Source organism: Flagellimonas meishanensis (genome assembly GCF_019880545.1).
GTDB classification, from domain to species: Bacteria; Bacteroidota; Bacteroidia; order Flavobacteriales; family Flavobacteriaceae; genus Flagellimonas; species Flagellimonas meishanensis.
Genome location: NZ_JAINVW010000003.1, coordinates 1,126,692 through 1,147,202 on the forward strand (window position 1 = coordinate 1,126,692; position 20,511 = coordinate 1,147,202).

17 protein-coding genes are annotated in these 20,511 nt (G+C 44.8%); 8 read left to right on the forward strand and 9 right to left on the reverse strand.

The genetic code is table 11. From position 1 onward, the window contains the following. Positions 1-12 precede the first annotated feature (12 nt). The 3 genes from K7G75_RS13110 to uvrB are packed head-to-tail and all read left to right on the forward strand — an operon-like array spanning position 13 to position 6,549. A complete protein-coding gene (locus tag K7G75_RS13110) occupies positions 13-2,727 on the forward strand; it encodes a T9SS type B sorting domain-containing protein (protein WP_222984691.1) in 2,715 nt (904 codons plus the stop codon). A 47-nt stretch (positions 2,728-2,774) separates the two neighbouring features. Further along, positions 2,775-4,511 carry a T9SS type B sorting domain-containing protein gene (locus tag K7G75_RS13115; RefSeq protein WP_222984692.1) on the forward strand — a complete coding sequence of 579 codons (1,737 nt, stop codon included), beginning with the start codon at positions 2,775-2,777 and terminating at the stop codon, positions 4,509-4,511. Positions 4,512-4,560: 49 nt separating this feature from the next. Further along, the gene (gene uvrB / locus K7G75_RS13120) at positions 4,561-6,549 is read left to right on the forward strand and encodes an excinuclease ABC subunit UvrB (RefSeq protein ID WP_222984693.1); all 1,989 of its coding nucleotides are present in this window, start codon (positions 4,561-4,563) and stop codon (positions 6,547-6,549) included. Positions 6,550-6,649: 100 nt separating this feature from the next. On the opposite strand, the gene K7G75_RS13125 is transcribed toward uvrB, so the two are convergent. The 4 genes from K7G75_RS13125 to K7G75_RS13140 form a co-directional block, all read right to left on the reverse strand. Beyond that, positions 6,650-7,075, reverse strand: coding sequence for an Hsp20/alpha crystallin family protein (locus K7G75_RS13125; protein WP_222984694.1), 426 nt, complete (start codon positions 7,073-7,075; stop codon positions 6,650-6,652). 117 nt (positions 7,076-7,192) lie between these two features. Continuing rightward, positions 7,193-7,594: a TerB family tellurite resistance protein gene (locus tag K7G75_RS13130; protein ID WP_222984695.1), complete on the reverse strand. Its 402-nt coding sequence runs from the start codon at positions 7,592-7,594 to the stop codon at positions 7,193-7,195. A 124-nt stretch (positions 7,595-7,718) separates the two neighbouring features. Continuing rightward, positions 7,719-8,912: an ADP-forming succinate--CoA ligase subunit beta gene (gene sucC, locus K7G75_RS13135; protein WP_222984696.1), complete on the reverse strand. Its 1,194-nt coding sequence runs from the start codon at positions 8,910-8,912 to the stop codon at positions 7,719-7,721. Between the two features lie 91 nt (positions 8,913-9,003). After that, entirely contained in the window at positions 9,004-9,642 is a 639-nt protein-coding gene (locus K7G75_RS13140; protein WP_222984697.1) for an LON peptidase substrate-binding domain-containing protein, read from the reverse strand. Positions 9,643-9,808: 166 nt separating this feature from the next. On the opposite strand from K7G75_RS13140, the gene lysA reads away from it, so the two are divergent. From lysA to K7G75_RS13155, 3 genes are all read left to right on the forward strand, one after another. Then, positions 9,809-11,047: a diaminopimelate decarboxylase gene (gene lysA, locus K7G75_RS13145; protein WP_222984698.1), complete on the forward strand. Its 1,239-nt coding sequence runs from the start codon at positions 9,809-9,811 to the stop codon at positions 11,045-11,047. A gap of 1 nt (position 11,048) precedes the next feature. Further along, positions 11,049-11,462, forward strand: coding sequence for a DUF3995 domain-containing protein (locus K7G75_RS13150; protein ID WP_222984699.1), 414 nt, complete (start codon positions 11,049-11,051; stop codon positions 11,460-11,462). Between the two features lie 69 nt (positions 11,463-11,531). Next, on the forward strand, positions 11,532-12,047 hold the full coding sequence (locus tag K7G75_RS13155) for a thioredoxin family protein (RefSeq protein ID WP_222984700.1): 516 nt from the start codon (positions 11,532-11,534) through the stop codon (positions 12,045-12,047). 6 nt (positions 12,048-12,053) lie between these two features. Here the strand turns inward: K7G75_RS13155 and guaB are convergent, their stop codons facing one another. Then, positions 12,054-13,526 carry an IMP dehydrogenase gene (gene guaB / locus K7G75_RS13160; RefSeq protein WP_222984701.1) on the reverse strand — a complete coding sequence of 491 codons (1,473 nt, stop codon included), beginning with the start codon at positions 13,524-13,526 and terminating at the stop codon, positions 12,054-12,056. A gap of 241 nt (positions 13,527-13,767) precedes the next feature. Here guaB and K7G75_RS13165 point away from each other — a divergent pair, with 241 nt between their 5' ends. After that, on the forward strand, positions 13,768-15,990 hold the full coding sequence (locus tag K7G75_RS13165) for a TonB-dependent receptor family protein (RefSeq protein ID WP_222984702.1): 2,223 nt from the start codon (positions 13,768-13,770) through the stop codon (positions 15,988-15,990). Positions 15,991-16,047: 57 nt separating this feature from the next. Here the strand turns inward: K7G75_RS13165 and K7G75_RS13170 are convergent, their stop codons facing one another. Genes K7G75_RS13170 through K7G75_RS13185 form a run of 4 tightly spaced genes read right to left on the reverse strand, consistent with a single transcriptional unit; the run spans position 16,048 to position 19,117 of the window. Continuing rightward, entirely contained in the window at positions 16,048-16,911 is an 864-nt protein-coding gene (locus K7G75_RS13170; protein WP_222984703.1) for a hydroxymethylglutaryl-CoA lyase, read from the reverse strand. A gap of 21 nt (positions 16,912-16,932) precedes the next feature. Beyond that, complete coding sequence (locus K7G75_RS13175) at positions 16,933-17,601, reverse strand: LysE family translocator (RefSeq protein ID WP_222984704.1); 669 nt, start codon at positions 17,599-17,601, stop codon at positions 16,933-16,935. Beyond that, positions 17,601-18,638 (reverse strand): quinone-dependent dihydroorotate dehydrogenase, encoded by a 1,038-nt coding sequence (locus K7G75_RS13180; protein ID WP_222984705.1) that lies wholly within the window; start codon positions 18,636-18,638, stop codon positions 17,601-17,603. The genes K7G75_RS13175 and K7G75_RS13180 overlap by 1 nt, the downstream gene beginning before the upstream one ends. A 53-nt stretch (positions 18,639-18,691) precedes the next feature. Next, a complete protein-coding gene (locus K7G75_RS13185) occupies positions 18,692-19,117 on the reverse strand; it encodes a hypothetical protein (RefSeq protein WP_222984706.1) in 426 nt (141 codons plus the stop codon). Between the two features lie 91 nt (positions 19,118-19,208). On the opposite strand from K7G75_RS13185, the gene pepT reads away from it, so the two are divergent. Beyond that, a complete protein-coding gene (gene pepT, locus K7G75_RS13190) occupies positions 19,209-20,438 on the forward strand; it encodes a peptidase T (protein ID WP_222984707.1) in 1,230 nt (409 codons plus the stop codon). The last annotated feature ends 73 nt before the right edge of the window (positions 20,439-20,511 follow it).

The window sequence follows — 20,511 nt, forward strand, 5'->3', positions numbered from 1 at the left end:
TAATGAGGATGAATGTTTTTTCGACACCACTTTTTTCTGCTGGTATCTCTTTTATTCTGCCTTAACTCCATTGGACAGGACGAGACCTCCAATTGGTATTTCGGAAATAATGCCGGCATCCGTTTCAATGCGGACGGCTCGGTGACCCCATTGACCGATGGGAGGCTGAATACCTTTGAAGGCTGTACTTCCATTTCGGATGCTTCGGGCAATCTAGTGCTCTATACGGACGGAATCATCATTTATGATCGCAATCATAATATCATGCCCAATGGAACAGGGCTTTTCGGAGATCCATCCAGCACACAGTCCGCCATTGTGGTTCAAAAACCAGATGACCCCAATATACTCTACGTCTTTACCGTGGATACCAAAGTGTTCGAGGAAGATCCTGATCGGGGTTTCAATTATTCAGTTGTCGACCTTACACTGAACAATGGCAATGGAGCGGTTACACAAAAAAACATCAATCTACTGGCAGATTGTTCCGAAAAAATATCGGCAGTGTTGAAAGACTGCTTTGACAAATCCATTTGGGTGGTCACCTTGGGGCCTCCGGCTGGCGACCCCACACGATTCAATACCTTCTACGCTTATGAGGTGAACGATGCCGGGGTAAATCCATTTCCTGTGGTCAGTACTTTTCCCAGTCTCCAGATCCAAGATCCCCGTGGATACTTAAAATTCTCTCCCGATGGCACCATTTTGGCCAGCGCCAATATGATAGGTGGGCTTTATTTGTACGATTTTGATGCAGCAACAGGGATGATTTCCAACCAGCGGGCCATTACCACTACCAATACCAACTGGATATCCTACGGGATTGAATTCTCGGTCAATCAGCAATTTCTGTATGTTTTGTCTTCAGGGGTGCAGGCTCCTGATCAACCGGAAGCTCCTTCCACTTCGCTACTGCAATACGATCTCACCGCACCGAATATTTCCAATTCCGAGGTAGAATTGGACCGAAGACCCTTGTTTCGTGGAGCGTTACAAATGGGTCCGAATGGCAAAATATACCGTACCATTGCGGAAAGTTATTTGCAAGGAAGCCCATATTTGGGGGTCATAGAGAATCCCAATGATCCAGGAAATGCAGCAAATTATGTCCACAATGCCGTTTATTTGGGCGGTAGAAATGGTACGCAAGGACTTCCTCCTTTTATTCAATCTTTCTTTAATAAAATAGGCCTGGTAAGGTACCCTGATGGTACAACCAGCAGCTCCTTGTCCATTTGCGATGGGGAATCCTTCACTTTGGAAGGCGACAACGTGCCCAATGCCACATATATCTGGGAGAAAGATGGAACATCCTTGCCCGTAGTTGGGAATTCATTCACCATAAATCCTGCCAGCCCTACTGATTCCGGACACTACACCTTGGAAATAATCTCCAATGACCCCAACGAATGTCCCATAATCGGTGAGGCTTTCATATCGGTCAACCCTCTGCCCAATGCGCAACCCATTTCATTGATCCAATGCGATGCGGCCGCGACCAATGTTTCTGATGGTCTTACCACTTTCAATTTGAATCAAGTCATATTTGATACCTCATTTAGCTACTTTTTCTATGAATCCCTGGTAGATGCGAATGTGGACAATCATATCAATGATCCCACCGATTATTTGAATACTCAACCTTTCAACCAGACACTGTATTATAAAATCGTCGACGCCAATGGGTGCGAAGATGTGGATGAATTAGAACTTCAGGTACTTTCCGTGTCGCTAACCGATGACGAAAAAACCTACTATGCCTGTGATGCAATTGCGGAAGATGCTTTTTTGGAAGCCAGTTTCGACCTGGATGCCATTCTAAGTACGGACTATGCAAACCGGGATGCGACCCTTTACACTTCCCTGGAAGATGCCAATCGGGAACAGAATCCCGTGTCAGGCATGCTAATGACCGCCTCAACGACCCTATATGCCCGAGTGGAGATGAACAACCAATGTGAGGATGTGGACAGGTTGAACCTGATAGTAAATCCAACACCTCTTTTAGATTTTCAGGAGGAACTAATTTGGTGCACGGATGGGTCGCCCATATCCATTGATGCTCCGTTGGGTTATGATATTTATAGATGGTACCGGGTTGATGGTACAAGTTTGACTCCCGTTGGCGGTCAACCCACATACCTGGTTGAGGAAGTAGGGGAATACCTGTTGGAAGTTGGATACCAATACAATACCCCAGATGGAATACTTGAATGTTTCAACTCCGATAGTTTCGAGGTGAAACCCTCCAATAGAGCATTGATAGAGAACGTCGATGTACAGGATATTTCTGAAAACAATGTGGTTGAAATCTTTGTCTCGGGAGATGGGTCCTATGAATATGCCTTGGATGGCAGCGACTATCAAGACACTTCAATTTTTCAAAATGTGCAGCCGGGATTCGTCACGGTTTCGGTTCGTGATAAAAATGGATGTGGCATCTCAAGGGAATTGATCTCGGTCATCGGATATCCCAAATTCTTTACGCCCAACGGTGACAGTATAAACGATTTTTGGCAGATAAAGGGTGCCGATGATCAGTTTCAATCCGAAAGTGTTATCCAAATATTTGACAGGTATGGCAAACTTTTGGCTCAAATAAGCCCTAAAACAGAAGGTTGGAATGGAATGTACAACAATAACCTTTTACCCGCCTCTGATTATTGGTTTCAAGTGACATTGGAGGACGGTAGACTATTTAAAGGGCATTTCAGCTTGAAGCGATAATCAGTTAGAGGATTATTTTGTAAATTATGATGTTTGAATTCTTTCAAATGTTAAAAAAATTGCTCATCATATCGGCTTTTGGCCTTTGTGGGATTATTGGTGCCCAAGAATGCCCGGACTTGTTAAGCCCATCCAATGGTGCTACCAATGTGCCGGTGAATGCTACAATCTCATGGGAATCGGTCGCTGGTATCCCCGGGTATCGTATCCGAATCGGTACTACGCCAGGAGGAGCAGAAATTCTTGAACAATCCGTTGGAAATTCAACATCCTATACACCACCATTGGGACTTCCTGAAAACAGACAACTTTACGTAACGATAATTTTGGATTTTTTGTTTCAGGGTAGTACAGATATTGTGTGCCCCAGTCAAACTTTTACAACTGAGGATGTTACCACGCCCCCAGGATGCACAACCATAAGAAACCCACAGGATGGCGCCACCAATGTGAGTGTCTTTACAAACATTTCATGGTTTTATGCCCCTACGGCCACGGGTTATCTTCTTTCAATTGGAACTACTCCTGGGGGAGGCGATGTGCTTCCGCAAACAGATACTGGCAACATTTTAGCCTTTACACCCCCTGGGCAATTACCTGAAAATACAACCCTTTATTCCACAGTTACACCCTACAACGAAAATGGCCCTGCCGGAAGCTGCTCGAGTACTGAATTCACAACAGGTGAGTTGGCAGCATTACCAGGTTGTACCAATCTCACCAACCCGATAAATGGGGCCATCAATGTACCATTAACCCCATTTCTTGAGTGGAATTCGGTTCCAGGAGCAACGGGATATCGTGTTACAATAGGATCGGCACCAGATCGTGCGGACGTTTTGGACAATGCAACCTTTTTTACCAATTCAACATTGGTCCTGAACTTTGAACCCAATCGCACCTTTTTTGCCACTATAGTTCCCTTTAATGAATCAGGTGAAGCTATAGGCTGTAGACAGGAGAACTTTTCCACATTGCTGGGATGTGGGCCCTATCTGGATTTGGCCACTGGGGAATTTGTCACTCTAAATCCCGAGATAGACTTTCCAGAATCATTGTCTTTTTGTGAAGGTGAGGCACCTTTCCTAATCTCTTCTTCAGATTTGGCAGATGGATATAGGTGGTATGAAGTAGACCAATTTGGTAACGAGACCTTGCTCTCGGAAAGCAATTCAATATCAATTTTGGAAAATGGCACCTACAGATACGAAGCCTACAATTTGGTATCTCAGTCAGGTGACATAATAGAATGCCCCAGCACCCAAATATTCAATGTGGTCTCTTCTGAAATAGCCACTATACAACGCTTGCGGGCACGAAGTGATGGCGTGGAGCTGCAGATCACCGTGGAAGCCACGGGAAATGGGAACTATGAATATGCAATCGACAACGAGGATGGCCCCTATCAGGACAGTAACGTTTTCGAAAATGTGGTGCCGGGCACCCACATCTTCTATGTGCGTGACAAAAACGGTTGCGGTGTGGTACAGAAAGCGTTCATCCAAGATTTGACAGTGGAAGGTTTCCCAAAGTTCTTTACCCCGAATGGAGACAACATAAACGATTTTTGGCAATTCATCCAGCCACCCAATTCAGAGGCCATAGTACTGCAAAGCATCCGGATTTTTGATCGCTATGGAAAATTTTTAAAAGAGATTTCCCAGAATTCAGAAGGCTGGGACGGTAATTTTGCAGGAAGACCATTGCCTTCCGGAGACTATTGGTTTCATGCCGTTGATGAAACAAACAGGGAAATCAAAGGGCATTTTTCGCTTAAGCGATAATATTTTGGATTCGCTTCATTATGGTCCGGGCCTTTAGTATTTTTGCCTGATGAAGTTTCACGTAGTTTCCGAATTTCAACCTACCGGTGATCAACCCGAGGCCATAAAACAGCTCGTGACCGGTATCCGTGGTGGAGATCCCCATCAAACACTTCTTGGAGTAACAGGTTCGGGAAAGACTTTTACAGTGGCCAATGTGGTTGAAGCTGTCCAACGTCCCACTTTGGTGCTGGCACACAACAAGACACTTGCCGCCCAGTTGTATTCCGAATTCAAGCAATTTTTTCCAAAAAATGCTGTGGAATACTTTGTTTCCTACTACGATTATTATCAACCTGAAGCTTATATTCCATCCAGCGGTCTGTATATTGAAAAGGACCTTTCCATCAACGAGGATATAGAAAAACTGCGATTAAGTGCAACGTCCTCACTTCTTTCAGGGAGAAGGGATGTGCTCGTGGTGGCTTCCGTTTCCTGCCTCTATGGTATCGGCAACCCTGTTGAATTCCAAAAAAATGTGATTTCAATCCATCGCGATCAGATCATTTCCCGGACCAAATTCCTGAAACAGCTGGTGCAAAGCCTGTATGCCAGGACAACTGCGGATTTTCGAAATGGAAATTTCCGGGTCAAGGGCGATGTAGTCGATGTCTTTCCTGGCTATGCGGACCATGCCTTTCGTATTCACTTTTTTGGTGATGAAATTGAAGAGATTGAGGCCTTGGACCCATTCAACAATAAGGTCATTGAAATTTATGATAGCCTGAACATTTATCCAGCCAATATGTTCGTAACCTCTCCGGATATCCTTCAAAATGCCATTAGGGAAATACAGGATGATTTGGTGAAACAGGTGGATTATTTCAAGGAAATAGGACGACCCCTCGAGGCCAAACGCTTGGAGGAGCGAACCAATTTTGACTTGGAAATGATACGGGAATTGGGCTATTGCTCCGGGATCGAAAACTACTCCAGATATTTGGACGGTCGGGAACCGGGCACAAGACCTTTCTGCTTGCTGGATTATTTTCCAGATGATTATCTGATGATCATTGATGAAAGCCATGTCACGATCCCTCAGGTCCATGCCATGTATGGTGGTGACCGATCAAGAAAGGAAAATCTGGTGGAATACGGCTTCAGACTACCAGCGGCCATGGATAATAGGCCTTTGAAATTTGAGGAGTTTGAGGCCCTTCAGAACCAAGTGATCTACGTAAGTGCCACCCCTGCGGATTATGAATTGGAATTGAGTCAGGGAGTATATGTGGAACAGGTCATTCGTCCAACGGGCCTTTTGGACCCGGTTATTGAGGTAAGGCCAACACTGAACCAAATTGATGACCTGATCGAAGAAATTCAAAAAAGGGTTGAAGTTGACGAGCGGGTCTTGGTGACAACGCTGACCAAGCGCATGGCGGAGGAATTGACAAAATATCTAACCCGAATTGATGTGAGATCCCGCTATATTCACAGCGACGTGGACACCTTGGAGCGTGTTGAGATCATGCAGGACCTGCGAAAGGGCATCTTTGATGTTCTTATCGGCGTCAACCTACTTCGTGAAGGACTTGATCTTCCAGAAGTTTCGTTAGTGGCCATTTTGGATGCTGACAAGGAAGGTTTTTTGAGGAGCAATCGGTCACTCACACAAACTGTGGGCAGGGCTGCCCGAAACTTGAACGGAAAGGCCATAATGTATGCTGATGTTATTACGGAAAGCATGCAAAAGACAATTGACGGGACGAATTATCGCAGGGAAAAACAAATGGCCTTTAACAAGGAGAACGACATTGTGCCGAAAGCCCTTAAAAAGAATCTGGACAATGCACTGGCCAAAAACTCAGTGTCCACCTATCATTTTCAAAAGGAGGAATTGCGGGCCGCAGAACCTGATTTGGAGTACCTGACACAGGACCAGAGAGAAAAAATAATCAGGGACAAGAGAAAAGCAATGGAAAAAGCGGCGAAGGAACTGAACTTCATGGAAGCCGCAAAGCTTCGGGATGAAATAAAACAGCTCCAGAATCAGGAATAAAAGCAAGCGCGCCCCGCACACATGGTGCGAAGGCGCGCCCACAAACTAACCAACTCAATCAACCATCATGAAACACCTAAGTTGGTGTACTCATATTGCCTTATCCAATTGCAATCAACCGCTTTGGTTTTGGCAATGCCTCTTGCTTTTTGGGCAAGGTCAACCTTAAAATTCCATCTTCGTATTTGGCGTCTATTTTAGAACCGTCCACGGTTTCCGGTAAGGTAAAGGCCCTTTTGAAGGAAGAGAATGAAAACTCCTTTCTGGTGTAGTTATCATTGGTCTCTTCATTTTCCATTTTTACTTCGCTAGAAATGGTCAGCACATCATTATCCACCTCAACGGTAAAGTCGTCCTTTTTTCCTCCTGGAACGGCAAGTTCCAGTTCAAAATTCTTCTCATTGTCCTTTATGTTGACGGCAGGAACGGAAGTATTCCAGTTATCGGTGCCACCGAACCAGTCTGGACCCATAAAATCGTTCATTAACGATGGAAAAAGTAATTTGTTTATTTTTACTATGCTCATGGCGTTTTATCTTTTTGGTTAAACATTAAATTCAACCATACCATGGCAAACGACGTACCAACAGCTAAATCATGCCATTATGGCGCTTATTTGGAGTAAAAACATGTCAAAATGACGCTAATTGTAGTGGGCTTTGAAAATGTTGATGAGTACGTCCGCAGGCACCAACTTGTCGGGATAGTTGTGCATTATTTGGAGCACTTGGCCTATTGCTGCGGGTGGAAGCCCCATTTTAAGGCCTACATTGTATAATCGTTGGATTTCCTTGCTGTGCTGTTCTTGGTCAATATTCATCAACAACAGCAATCGGTGGAATTGTACTATACGGTCCGCTTGCGATTTAAGCACAACTTTAGGGGATTTTTTCCTGAGGAGGTCTTTGACCGTATCCTTATCAACCCCTAAATTATTGGCCACGGTCAACAAAAACCGGTATTCCGACTTTTTCATGGAATAATCCACCCTAGCAAAGGCAATCATCTCGGAAAGAATGCTCAGTTTTTCTTGATGGGATCGCATGGGTTCAGTCTTGGAATACTAACTATATAACTCTCATCCTACGGATTTTAGTGTACAAAGACAAAAAATGAAAAGGGCCTACTCCTTAAAGTAAGCCCTTTTTTAATTTCATGCATATCGGGAATCAACCCAATACTTCCTTAACCTTGTCCGCAGCCTCTTGAAACTGCACGGCAGAATGTACTGCCAAACCAGAATTATCTATGATTTCCTTTGCCAACTCGGCATTGGTCCCTTGAAGCCTCACAATTATGGGAACTTTTATGGCATCGCCCATGTTTTTGTAGGCATCCACAACACCCTGCGCCACCCGGTCGCAGCGAACGATACCACCAAAAATGTTGATCAGTATCGCCTTTACGTTAGGATCTTTTAAAATAATCCTGAAAGCCTCTTCTACCCTCTTGGCATCCGCGGTTCCCCCAACATCCAAAAAGTTGGCGGGCTCACCACCGGCCATTTTTATCAAATCCATGGTCGCCATGGCCAGGCCAGCGCCGTTTACCATGCAACCCACGTTGCCATCCAGATCCACATAGTTCAAGCCAACCTCCCTGGCTTCTACCTCAATGGGGTTTTCTTCACGGAGGTCACGCATTTCGGCGTATGCTTTTCTTCGATACAGCGCATTGTCATCAATGGAAACCTTGGCATCAACCGCCATGATCTTATCATCCGATGTCTTCAAGACCGGGTTGATCTCAAAAAGACTGGCATCACTTTGCTCGTAAGCTTTATATAGTGCTGAAACAAATTTTACCATCTCTTTGAAGGCTGATCCGGACAATCCTAGATTAAATGCTATTCTTCTGGCCTGAAACGGCAACAATCCCATCCCAGGGTCAATTTCCTCCGTAAAAATAAGATGTGGTGTCTTTTCGGCCACTTCTTCAATATCCATACCCCCCTCAGTGGAATACATCACCATGTTCCTACCCGTGGCCCTGTTCAAAAGAACGGACATATAAAATTCGTTGGTCTCGCCGTCGCCCGGATAGTAAACATCCTCCGCCACCAAAACCTGGTGCACTTTTTTCCCTTCCGCAGAAGTTTGCGGGGTTATCAGGTTCATCCCGATGATGCTTCCCGCCAGTTCTTCAACTTCTTTCAAGTTTTTGGCCAATTTTACGCCACCGCCCTTTCCCCGGCCACCTGCATGTATCTGGGCTTTTATCACATGCCAACCTGTTCCGGTTTCCTGCGTTAGCTGTTTGGCAGCATCCACCGCTTCCTTGGCATTGCGGGCAACGATACCCCTTTGGATGCGCACACCAAAGCTGGCCAAAATTTCCTTTCCTTGATATTCGTGAAGATTCATCTATTTGTTAACTTTTGTTTGCGGACAAAAATAGAAAACAGCATCGACAAAAGGAAGATGATCTATAAGAATTATCGGAGTGATGGCTTTGCTACCCTTTAAAATCCTTAAAATCCAAAGGGTCGAAGTTTTTAAAATGCCCGTTCAATTCTATAATGCCCTTGGTGCGATTGATTTCCTTCAAAACGCGGATGGTCATTTTCAAATGCTCTTTTATGAACTTCAGGCGGTCCGTTTCCTTCGGAATCTGCAACAAATCGTACTCCTGTTCAAAGGAAAGTCCCATTTTATGGGCCAAGGAATAACTGTTGAACTGCTCCGGGTTAATTTTGGTGAAAGGGACATCCATTAAACCATAAAGTTTTTCGATATGGTCCAATACCTCCTTTCGCAATTCATTATCGGCATCGTACTCCAAATCCAAAAGCAGCACCTCCCCGCCGGCATATAATTTATCTTCCATCTGCTGCTGAAAGGAAAGTATCCTAAATACTTGTCTTGCCACGCATACGACGTCCATGGAACCATTTTCGTAGGTGGTCACCACTTCCACAAGCTGAACCTCGGTGCCAAAGGAAATGGTATTGTTTATAAATACTGGGATTCCAAAGGTAATGGCCTCCCTCCTGCAGTCGTGTATAAGCTGTTTGTAGCGCTCCTCAAAAATGTGCAGTGGCACCGTTTCTCCTGGAAAAAAAATGGTCTGCAATGGGAACAGGGGCAATTTCATGGGCGCAATTTACCTTAAATGTACAATCCGAAAACCAAAAGAGCAAACATCCTCAAAACATCAAATCGTTATGTTTGCAACATTTTGTTATAAAAAGTTAATTTGAAAACTATTCTTGGTCAACCGACGAACAAGTTTTAGTTTTGTTTTAAAGCTATTAGGTAAAATGGAATCCCAACATCTAGTGACCCTTGCGAAGCAATTTGGTGCTCCGCTCTACGTATATGATGCGGCCAAGATCGCTTCGCAATACCAACGATTGACCGATGCCTTTGAAGGAGTGGGCAAGCTACGGCTGAACTATGCGGCCAAAGCCCTGTCCAATCTAAGCATTCTCCGATTCATGAACCATTTGGGCAGCGGTTTGGATACTGTGTCCATCCAAGAGGTGAAATTGGGGCTTATGGCCGGGTTTGAGCCAGAATCCATCATTTTTACTCCCAACGGGGTTTCTTTGGAAGAGATTGAAGAGGCATCGGCCCTTGGGATTCAGGTGAATATCGACAATCTTTCCATTTTGGAGCAATTTGGAAGCAAACATCCCGATGTTCCCGTTTGCATTCGCATCAATCCGCACGTGATGGCCGGTGGCAACTCCAATATTTCCGTAGGGCACATCGATTCCAAGTTCGGAATCAGCATTCACCAAATTCCGCATTTGCTTCGCATTGTGGAGCTGACGAACATGAACATTAACGGGATCCATATGCATACGGGAAGTGATATCCTTGATATTGATGTGTTCCTTTACGCCTCTGAAATTCTTTTCGAAACAGCTAAAAACTTCAAAGATCTGGACTTCATCGATTTTGGAAGTGGTTTTAAGGTTCCCTATCGGGAAGGAGATATCCAGACGAATGTTGAGGAATTGGGCAAAAAACTCACAAAAAGGTTCAATGAGTTTTGTGCGGATTATGGCAAAGAGCTTACCCTCGCCTTTGAGCCTGGCAAGTTTTTGGTGAGTGAAGCAGGATATTTCTTGGCGAAAGTGAATGTGGTGAAACAGACCACTTCCACGGTTTTTGCCAGTGTGGACTCCGGTTTCAACCATCTAATCCGTCCGATGCTCTATGGATCCAACCACGAAATTGTTAACATATCCAATCCCGATGGCCGCGAAAGGTACTACTCCGTGGTGGGTTATATCTGCGAAACGGACACTTTTGGAAGCAATCGAAGAATCAATGAAATTGCGGAAGGGGATATATTATGTTTTAAAAATGCCGGAGCCTATTGTTATACCATGTCCAGCAACTACAACTCAAGATACCGGCCTGCCGAGGTACTTTGGTTGAATGGCAGGGGACATCTGATAAGGGAGCGCGAAAATTTTGACGATATTCTCAAAAACCAGGTGGACGTAAAACATCTGTTCGAAACCTCACGGAAAGAAGTCTTAAAATAGTATGGATGTACTGGCCACCATTATTTCCATCGTTCTAATTTTTCTGGCGGCCCTACATTTTTACTGGTCCATTTTTGGGATCAAGGATCCCGAGGCCGTTCTTCCTAAAAGATCGGGGAACAATATCACTTTTTCTCCAGGAAAATTTGGTGCGGCCCTTGTGGGCGTTGCCCTTTTGTTTTTTGCCTTCATATTCATCAACAAAGTGCTAATGCTTCTAGACCATCCTTGGCTGAAATATATTTCCGTTGGAATTGGGATGATTTTCATTGTAAGGGCTTTTGGGGATTTTAAGTACGTAGGCTTTTTCAAGACCGCCAAGAACAGTAAATTCTCCGCTCTGGACACACGATACTATTCGCCCCTATGCCTACTCTTGGGCATTCTCATTCTGGTTTTGGAGGTTTTTCGCTAGATACTTTTTTGGCACAATTTTCGTTAGTTTTATATATATAGCACGACGAAATCGTCAAAACCTTAAACTATGCGCACAAAGGTTACCCAAATCGGTTTATTTTTTCTTTTTTTATTTGGATTCCAATCCCATGCACAAAACATTGATTGGTTGACCTGGGAAGAAGCCGTTCAACTATCGCAGACGGATGCCAAGCCCAAAAAAATGTTCATCGATGTGTACACTGATTGGTGCGGATGGTGCAAAAAAATGGATAAGGACACTTTTCAAAATCCTGAGGTTTCAGCCTATATGAAAGACAACTTTTATATGGTAAAATTGGATGCAGAAGGAAAGGACCCCATTGAATTTCAGGGGAAAACCTTTCAGTTTGTGCCATCTGGACGAAGGGGTTACCATGAATTTGCAGCGGCCCTATTGCAGGGTAAAATGAGCTATCCTACCGTGGTGTTCTTGGATGAGGATTTTAAGATGCTCTCCCCTGTACCTGGCTACCAGAAAGTGGAGCCTTTCTTGCAGATAGCGCGCTATTTTGGCGACAACATCTACAAGGATAAGGATTGGCAGACGTATGCTGGGAAGTAAACTTTATTACCTGCTATAATTCGGACTTTCCTTGGTGATGGTCACATTATGCGGGTGACTTTCATGGATTCCGCTGGAAGTGATCTTCACAAAACGACCTGTTTCCTTAAGTGTGGCAATGTCCTTGGCACCACAATACCCCATACCAGCTCGCAGTCCCCCAATAAATTGATGCATACTTTCGTATAGATCTCCTTTATAGGGTACACGGCCCACGATGCCCTCCGGGACCAATTTTTTGATATCATCTTCCACATCTTGGAAATAACGGTCCTTGCTGCCTTCCTTCATGGCTTCCACAGAGCCCATACCCCGATACGATTTAAACTTTCTGCCTTCATAAATGATCGTTTCCCCAGGGGATTCCTTGGTACCCGCCAATAAAGAGCCCAACATAACGGTGTCCGCTCCAGCAGCAATGGCTTTTGGAATATCCCCGGTATAGCGGATTCCACCATCGGCAATAACAGGAACCCCTGAGCCTTTTATAGCCGCAGCTACCTCCAGTACCGCCGAAAATTGGGGAAATCCGACACCAGCGACCACACGCGTGGTGCAAATGGAACCAGGCCCAATTCCTACCTTAACAGCATCGGCACCAGCTTCAACCAGGTATTTGGCAGCTTCAGCGGTGGCAATGTTGCCAACGACCACCTCGAGTTCCGGAAAAGCCTTTTTCACCTCTTTTAAAATACCGACCACACCTTTGGTGTGTCCATGTGCCGTGTCTATTATGATAGCGTCCACACCAGCCTTTACCAAAGCACCGGCCCTATCCACGGCATCTGGGGTAACCCCAATGGCGGCAGCCACTCGTAATCGGCCATATTGATCCTTATTGGCAAAAGGTTTTTGCGTTAGCTTGGTAATGTCCCTAAAGGTGATCAAACCGACCAAGGTATTGTCCTTGTTCACCACGGGAAGCTTTTCAATTTTATTTTCCTGCAAAATCACCTCGGCCTGCTCCAGGGAAGTCCCTTCCCCCACGGTGACCAAATTTTCGGACGTCATAACCTCGGCAATAGGCCGCATGTCATTTTTTTCAAAACGCAGGTCACGGTTGGTAACAATTCCGATGAGTTTTTTGTTTTCGTCCACAATGGGAATGCCTCCTATACTGTATTCTTTCATGTGGGCCTTGGCATCCCGAACGGTAGATTTCAACGGTAAGGTAACGGGATCCATAATCATTCCACTTTCTGCCCGCTTTACTTTTCTAACCTTCAGCGCCTGCTGCTCAACGGTCATGTTCTTGTGCAATACCCCGATACCCCCTTCGCGGGCCATGGCAATGGCCATTCTCGATTCGGTCACTGTATCCATGGCAGCGGACACAATGGGCACATTTATAGTGATATTCCTCGTGAATTTAGATTGGATATTGACTTCTCGTGGGAGTATTTCGGAATACGCTGGCACCAAGAGGACATCGTCGTAAGTAAGTCCTTCGCCAACAATTTTGTTTAGGTGGGCTTCCATTGCAATTACGGATTAATTGCGTGCAAATATACCATATTTAATTCAATATAAAGGTGCCATCCTTCGGACGCTCGTTGCATGTATGCTAATTCATCATTTTCGCAATTCACTGGTTATCATAAAGAAGGCAAATGATTACTATAATTTGTTTTTATTTATTCTAAATAAACTTTGAATTTAAAAAGTGTCGGCGTATTTTTGCAGCTCACTAAATTATTTTAAACCAGTCTAAATAAAACAAATGTTCCGTTCAAATTTTCTCCTATTTGTCCTATGTTGCACTTTGGTGACCGCCCAGCAAAACCAACCTGCCAACGATTCATCCCTCATCAAACTGGATGAGGTCGTGCTTTCCGCCAAGGTTATTTTTGGCAGCAAGTTTGTCGCCAAAAACAGAACCGGATCAGCCTATTATCTTTCCCCGGAAGAAATAAAAAAATTCAATTACACCGATGTAAACCGTACCCTACGCAGTGTGCCCGGCGTCAACGTTTATGAAGAAGACGGTTTTGGCCTTCGGCCCAACATCAGCCTGCGGGGCACCTCACCGGAACGCAGTGCAAAAATTACGCTGATGGAAGATGGTGTGCTCATTGCACCCGCTCCTTACAGCGCTCCCTCGGCTTATTATTTTCCAACCATAGCCCGCATGCAAGCAGTGGAAATATTAAAGGGAAGCAGTCAGGTGCAATACGGGCCCTACACCACAGGGGGTGCCATCAATATGATTTCCACCGAGGTTCCAGACAAATTCGGCATCTTTCTGAACACAAGCTATGGAAGTTTCCAAAGTGGACGTATCCATGCCCAATTGGGAGACAGCCGCAAAAATTTTGGCTATTCCGTGGAATACCTCAATTACAATTCCAATGGTTTCAAGGATTTGGACAACGGTGCCAATACCGGTTTCGACAAGAATGACTTGGTGGCCAAGTTCAGGGTAAACACCAACCCGGAAGCAAAAGTGGGCCAAGCTTTTGAATTGAAGTTCCAATACTCGGATGAAAACTCCAACGAAACCTATTTGGGCCTCACCCAAGAGGATTTTGATGCCAGCCCTTTTAGAAGGTATGCCGGTTCGCAGGAAGATGAAATGGTGAACGATCACCTTCAGTTCATGGGAACCCACATACTCAATTTTACAGATAACTTTAGGATTACCACCACCGGATATTTCAACGATTTTAGCCGAAACTGGTACAAGGTTGATTTTGTGACCATCAATGGCGAACGTGAGGGCATTGGCAGTATTTTTGGCAATCCCACCACTTTTGCCCCTTATATCGATTTGGTAACCGGCGCTTCCAATAGCGGTGCCGATGATACCCTGAACGCCAGAAACAACAACCGCGATTATTATTCTACCGGTGTTCAGACCAAACTGGACTACCATTGGACCGGGGAAAACACATTCCATGATCTGGAGATGGGACTGCGCTATCATTTTGATGAAGAAGATCGTTTTCAATGGATTGATGACTACGCCATGATTGACGGAAACATGCAGTTGGTAAACGCAGGAATCCCAGGAACCAATGCAAACCGAATCAGCGATGCAAGGGCATTTGCCACCTATGCCATGTACAAGATCAAATACAAAGATCTAACCTTGACCCCTGGTCTGAGATACGAGAACATCACCTTAAGAAGAAAGGACTATGGCAACAACGATGTGGACCGAACAGGCATCAACCTATCCGAAAGGGAAAACAAGGTGGACGTTTTCATACCTGGCATGGGTTTCAACTACAACTTTGATAAACTCTCTGTCTTTGGAGGCGTGCACAAAGGGTTTTCACCTCCAAGCAACCAGCCAGGCGAAAATCCCGAGGAAAGTGTCAACTATGAATTGGGAACCCGTTTCTCCTATGCGGGGATTTCAGGAGAGTTGGTTGGTTTCTATAACGACTTCAGCAACCTCTTGGGCAGCGACCTTGCTGCCACAGGCGGTACCGGTTCGTTGGATCAATTCAATGCCGGTGAGGTAAAGGTCCAGGGGATAGAATTATTGTTGAACTACAATTTTTTGGAGAATAATGAAAGTTTTCAAATGCCATTCACTTTTGGATACACTTTGACGGACACCGAATTCTTGAACAGTTTTGGCAGTGAAAATGACATCTGGGGAGAAGTAACCGCAGGGGATGAGCTTCCGTACATCTCCAAGCATCAGTTCAATGCAATACTGTCCTTGGAGCATGAAAAGTTTGAGATAAACCTGAGCGGACGCTACAACGGCGAATTTAGAACCGAAGCGGGCAATGGTGCCATCCCAGAAAATGAAAAAGTGGCATCCAACTTCATTTTGGACCTCGGTGGCCGATACCGCCTTAATCCCCACATTGCCTTGACGGCCAATGCAATCAATCTTTTGGACGAAAGCTATGCCGTGGCGCGTGTTCCAGCTGGGTTACGGCCTGGGCATCCCTTTGGGATATTTGCCGGTCTGGAACTTAGATATTGATTTCAGTTTAGTTTGATTTTAAGTGCAGGGCATCCGGTTATCCGGGTGCCTTTTACATTAATGGTACGCGGTGAACAATTCAGTTGCCTTATTGTAAGCAGCTTCAAAGACCATCCAGTTCACCCCGGTATCTGCCTTTTCTGTGGTAAAATAGGATAGCATCTTTTCCGTGGGCATGTTGCCCGTGAGCTCATCCTTGGCCATTGGGCAGCCACCAAAACCCTGCACGGCACCGTCAAAACGTCTACATCCAGCTTTGTAGGCGGCATCTACCTTTTCGTGCCACTTGGTCGGGGTGGTATGCAAATGCGCCCCAAATTCTATGTGTGGGTATTTTGGGATAAGTTGTGAAAATAAATAATCGATCACCTCGGGTGTGGAGCTTCCAATGGTATCCGAAAGTGAAAGAATAGTAGTGCCCATTGCCGCCAATTTTTCGGTCCACTCCCCTACGATATCCACATCCCAAGGGTCACCATACGGATTACCAAATCCCATTGAAACGTAGGTCACTACTTGTTTATCATGGGTATTGGCCACCTCCAGAATACCTTTTAGGGTATCCACGGATTGGGCAATGGTCTTATGGGTATTCCGCATTTGAAAGTTCTCCGAAATGGAAAAAGGAAAGCCCAGGTAATCAATCGCCCCGTATTGACAAGCATCTTCCGCCCCCCTAAGGTTTGCAACTATGGCCAGCAACTTGCTCCTGGTCCGGGAAAGATCAAGTCTTTCCAAAACCTCGGCCGTATCCTGCATTTGGGGAATGGCCTTGGGCGATACGAAACTTCCAAAATCGATGGTGTCAAAACCGCATCCCAGCAGGGCCTGTATATACCTAACCTTTTCCTCCGTTGGAATAAGGGTCTTTATGCCTTGCATGGCATCTCGGGGACATTCTATGATCTTGACTTTTGACATGGGTGACCGTAAAATTACCATTTATTTGTTCGACACGAACAGATAAAAAGCAATCCCAACAAAAACAATAATCTGCAACCATTTTAGATAAAGACCGGCCTTCGTGTGTGTGGTAAGATATTTGGAAATAGTACCGGCCAATAGGGCTATGGTTGAAAAAATAAGAAGAGCCACCAACATGAACAGCAACCCCAACACGTAGAACTGAAGTACCGTGTTTAAGGTATCGCTGAACAGAAAACCAGGAAAAAAGGCCAAAAAGAATATGGTGACCTTCGGATTCAGCACATTCATGGTAAAACCAATGCCAAACAGTCTTTTTGCTCCTTTGGGCTGCGCGTTGGCTTGTCCAAAAGAAATGGATGCCTCACTTTGATACACCTTAAAGGCCAGATACAAAAGGTAGAGCGCTCCAAAAATTTTTATGGCATTGAAGAGGATGTCGCTGTTCTTGATTATTTCTGAAACGCCAAAGGCCAATAAGGTGGTGTGCACCAAACAGCCGCTTATAAGCCCCGCTACGGTAGCAAGTCCAGACTTTACCCCATTGGAAAGACTTTGCGTAAGTACATAGATATTATCGGGACCTGGGGCAATGGCCAAAGCCGCTGAGGATATTATGAATCCGATTAGCACGGAGTAGTTCACCTCATGGACACTCTGAAACAACAAAAGCGGAAAGACATCCATCACATTCTCTGCAAAATCGCCTTGTTTATATTTTTGATGAGCGCAGGTCCCTCATATACAAATCCCGTGTACAGTTGAACCAAATCCGCCCCTGCATCCAACTTTTCCAAGGCATCCTCCGGAGAATGAATCCCACCTACCCCAATAATGGGAAAGGCCTTATTGCTTTTCTCCGCCAGAAAACGGATTACCTCAGTACTCCTGTTTTTCAAAGGTTTTCCGCTAAGGCCACCTTGTTCCTCGGATAAAATCAAATGTGATTTGAGTCCTTCCCGTGAAATGGTGGTATTGGTCGCAATTATGCCATCAATATTGGTTTCCTTCATAATGCTGACGATGTCCAGCAATTGCTCCTCCGTAAGATCCGGTGCAATTTTCAATACGATGGGTTTTTCCTTAAACCCTGATTTTTTGGAAAGCTTTGAATTTTGATTTTTAAGTTTTTTCAAAAGGCGGGTCAAGGGTTCTTTGTCCTGCAACTCTCGAAGCCCAGGTGTATTTGGAGAACTCACGTTGACCACAAAATAATCCACATGCTCAAATAGGGCTTCAAAACAAATCATATAATCCTTGATGGCATCCTCGTTCGTGGTGGTCTTGTTTTTGCCAATATTGCCCCCCACGATCACCCTATGCTTTTTCTTCAAATGCTCCGCAGCCTCAAAAACACCTTTGTTGTTGAACCCCATACGGTTTATTATAGCCTCGTCCTCCTTAAGGCGGAACAGCCTTTTCTTTGGATTGCCCTTTTGGGGCTTGGGCGTAACGGTTCCAATTTCGACAAAACCAAAACCAAAATCGGAAAATTCGTTGTACAACTTGGCATCCTTGTCAAAACCTGCAGCCAGGCCCACGGGATTTTTAAACCGTATTCCAAAGACTTCCCTTTCCAGTCTTGGGTCTTTCAATTGATAAAACCTTCGGAACAGACCGGCCAATCCTATTCTGGAAAACAAGCAAATCGCCCGGAACGAAACATGGTGTGCAGTCTCTGCATCCAACAAAAACAGAAACGGACGGATCAGGATTTTGTACATTCAAGAAATTTTGACAAAAATATAAACTCTTCAATGAGGATGTAAGAAATCGGCTATTTTTCGTTAACTGACCTTTCTACGTGGATAGGGCGCAAGGTGAGCTGATGGCAAAGGTCCAAGTAGCGTTTATATTGTCTATCGTTAAAAATGGACAGCATACGAGCGTCCATCATCCGTAAATTTTGCTTCATGCTGTCCAAAAGCCCTTTATATTTAAGGGAAACTGTCATCAAAACCTCTGGTGAACTTTCTTCATGCTTTTTGATGAGGTGCTTTGCCTGATCCTTGAGGATATCGTTTCTTATCTTGAGCTCAGCGCTCCAGTTTCTCATTTTTTCCTGTTGTTCCTCATTCAGTTGAAACACCTCCAAGATGGTCTCGTTATCCTTTCCTCCGATGCCCAAAAGACAATCCTGTTGGGAAAATCCAAGAAAGCCATACAATAATAGTGTATAAATTAAGGTTGATCTAAAACGCATTGTCCTTGAAAAAGCTGAAATATAGGATTTCGGCCGCTGATTTTTCCAAAATCACGATTGAATAAGCATTATTTTTGATAAAAAGCATTTCATGGAAAACCTTTTGCCACGATTTCTTGACTATGTGGCCATTGACACACAGAGCGATCCCTACTCAAAAACTACCCCCAGCACTGAAAAACAATGGAAATTGGCCAAAAAATTGGTGATGGAGCTCCATCAAATCGGTATGCAAGAGGTTTCCATAGACGAAAACGGGTATATCATGGCCACCTTACCCGGCAATATTGACAAAAAAGTGCCTACCATCGGCTTTATTTCCCATATGGACACGTCCCCGGATTTTTCGGGCAAGAATGTGAAACCGCAGCTTGTCAAGAACTATGATGGAAAGGACATTGTGCTGAACAAGGCCAAGAACATAGTTCTTTCTCCCGACTACTTTGAGGATTTGTTGCAATATGAAGGGCAAACCTTGATCACCACAGATGGTTCCACCTTATTGGGTGCGGACGACAAGGCTGGAATTGCCGAAATAATTACGGCCATGGAATATCTTATCCAACATCCCGAAATAAAGCATGGCCCGGTCCGGGTGGCGTTTACCCCAGATGAGGAAATCGGCAGGGGAGCCCATAGGTTCGATGTTGAAAAATTTGGGGCGGATTGGGCCTACACCATGGATGGCAGCCAAGTGGGTGAACTGGAGTTTGAAAACTTCAATGCGGCAAAGGCCCATATAAAGATTGCTGGGAAAAGTGTTCATCCTGGTTACGCCAAGGGAAAAATGGTAAACGCCATTGGTATTGCCACTGAGTTCCTTAGCCTATTGCCCCCAAGGGAAGTACCGGAACACACGGCCGACAGGGAAGGCTTTTTTCATGTGCACAAGATAAAGGGGGAGATTGAAAGTGCTGAAGTTGAGCTCATCGTAAGGGACCATGATGCAGTCCATTTTGAAGCCAGAAAACAGTTGCTTCATGATATCGCGGATAAACTTGCCAAAAAACATGGGGATTGTATCATTTTGAATATTGATGACCAATACCGCAACATGCGGGAAAAAGTGGAGCCTGTGTTCCATATTGTGGAGATTGCGAAAGAGGCCATGGAATCTTTGAGTATTGAGCCCATCATTAAGCCCATACGTGGGGGCACCGACGGCTCCCAGTTAAGTTTTATGGGCCTGCCCTGCCCCAATATTTTTGCCGGAGGGCACAATTTTCACGGGAAATATGAATATATCCCCTTGGAGAGCATGGAGAAAGCCGTTAAGGTCATTGTGAAAATATGTGAGCTTACGGCCATCCAAATAAAATAGCATTGAAACTAATCCCAACAAGAAAGTTGAAGAAAATCCTACCTGTGATTTAATAGGACATTGGATTGAATGA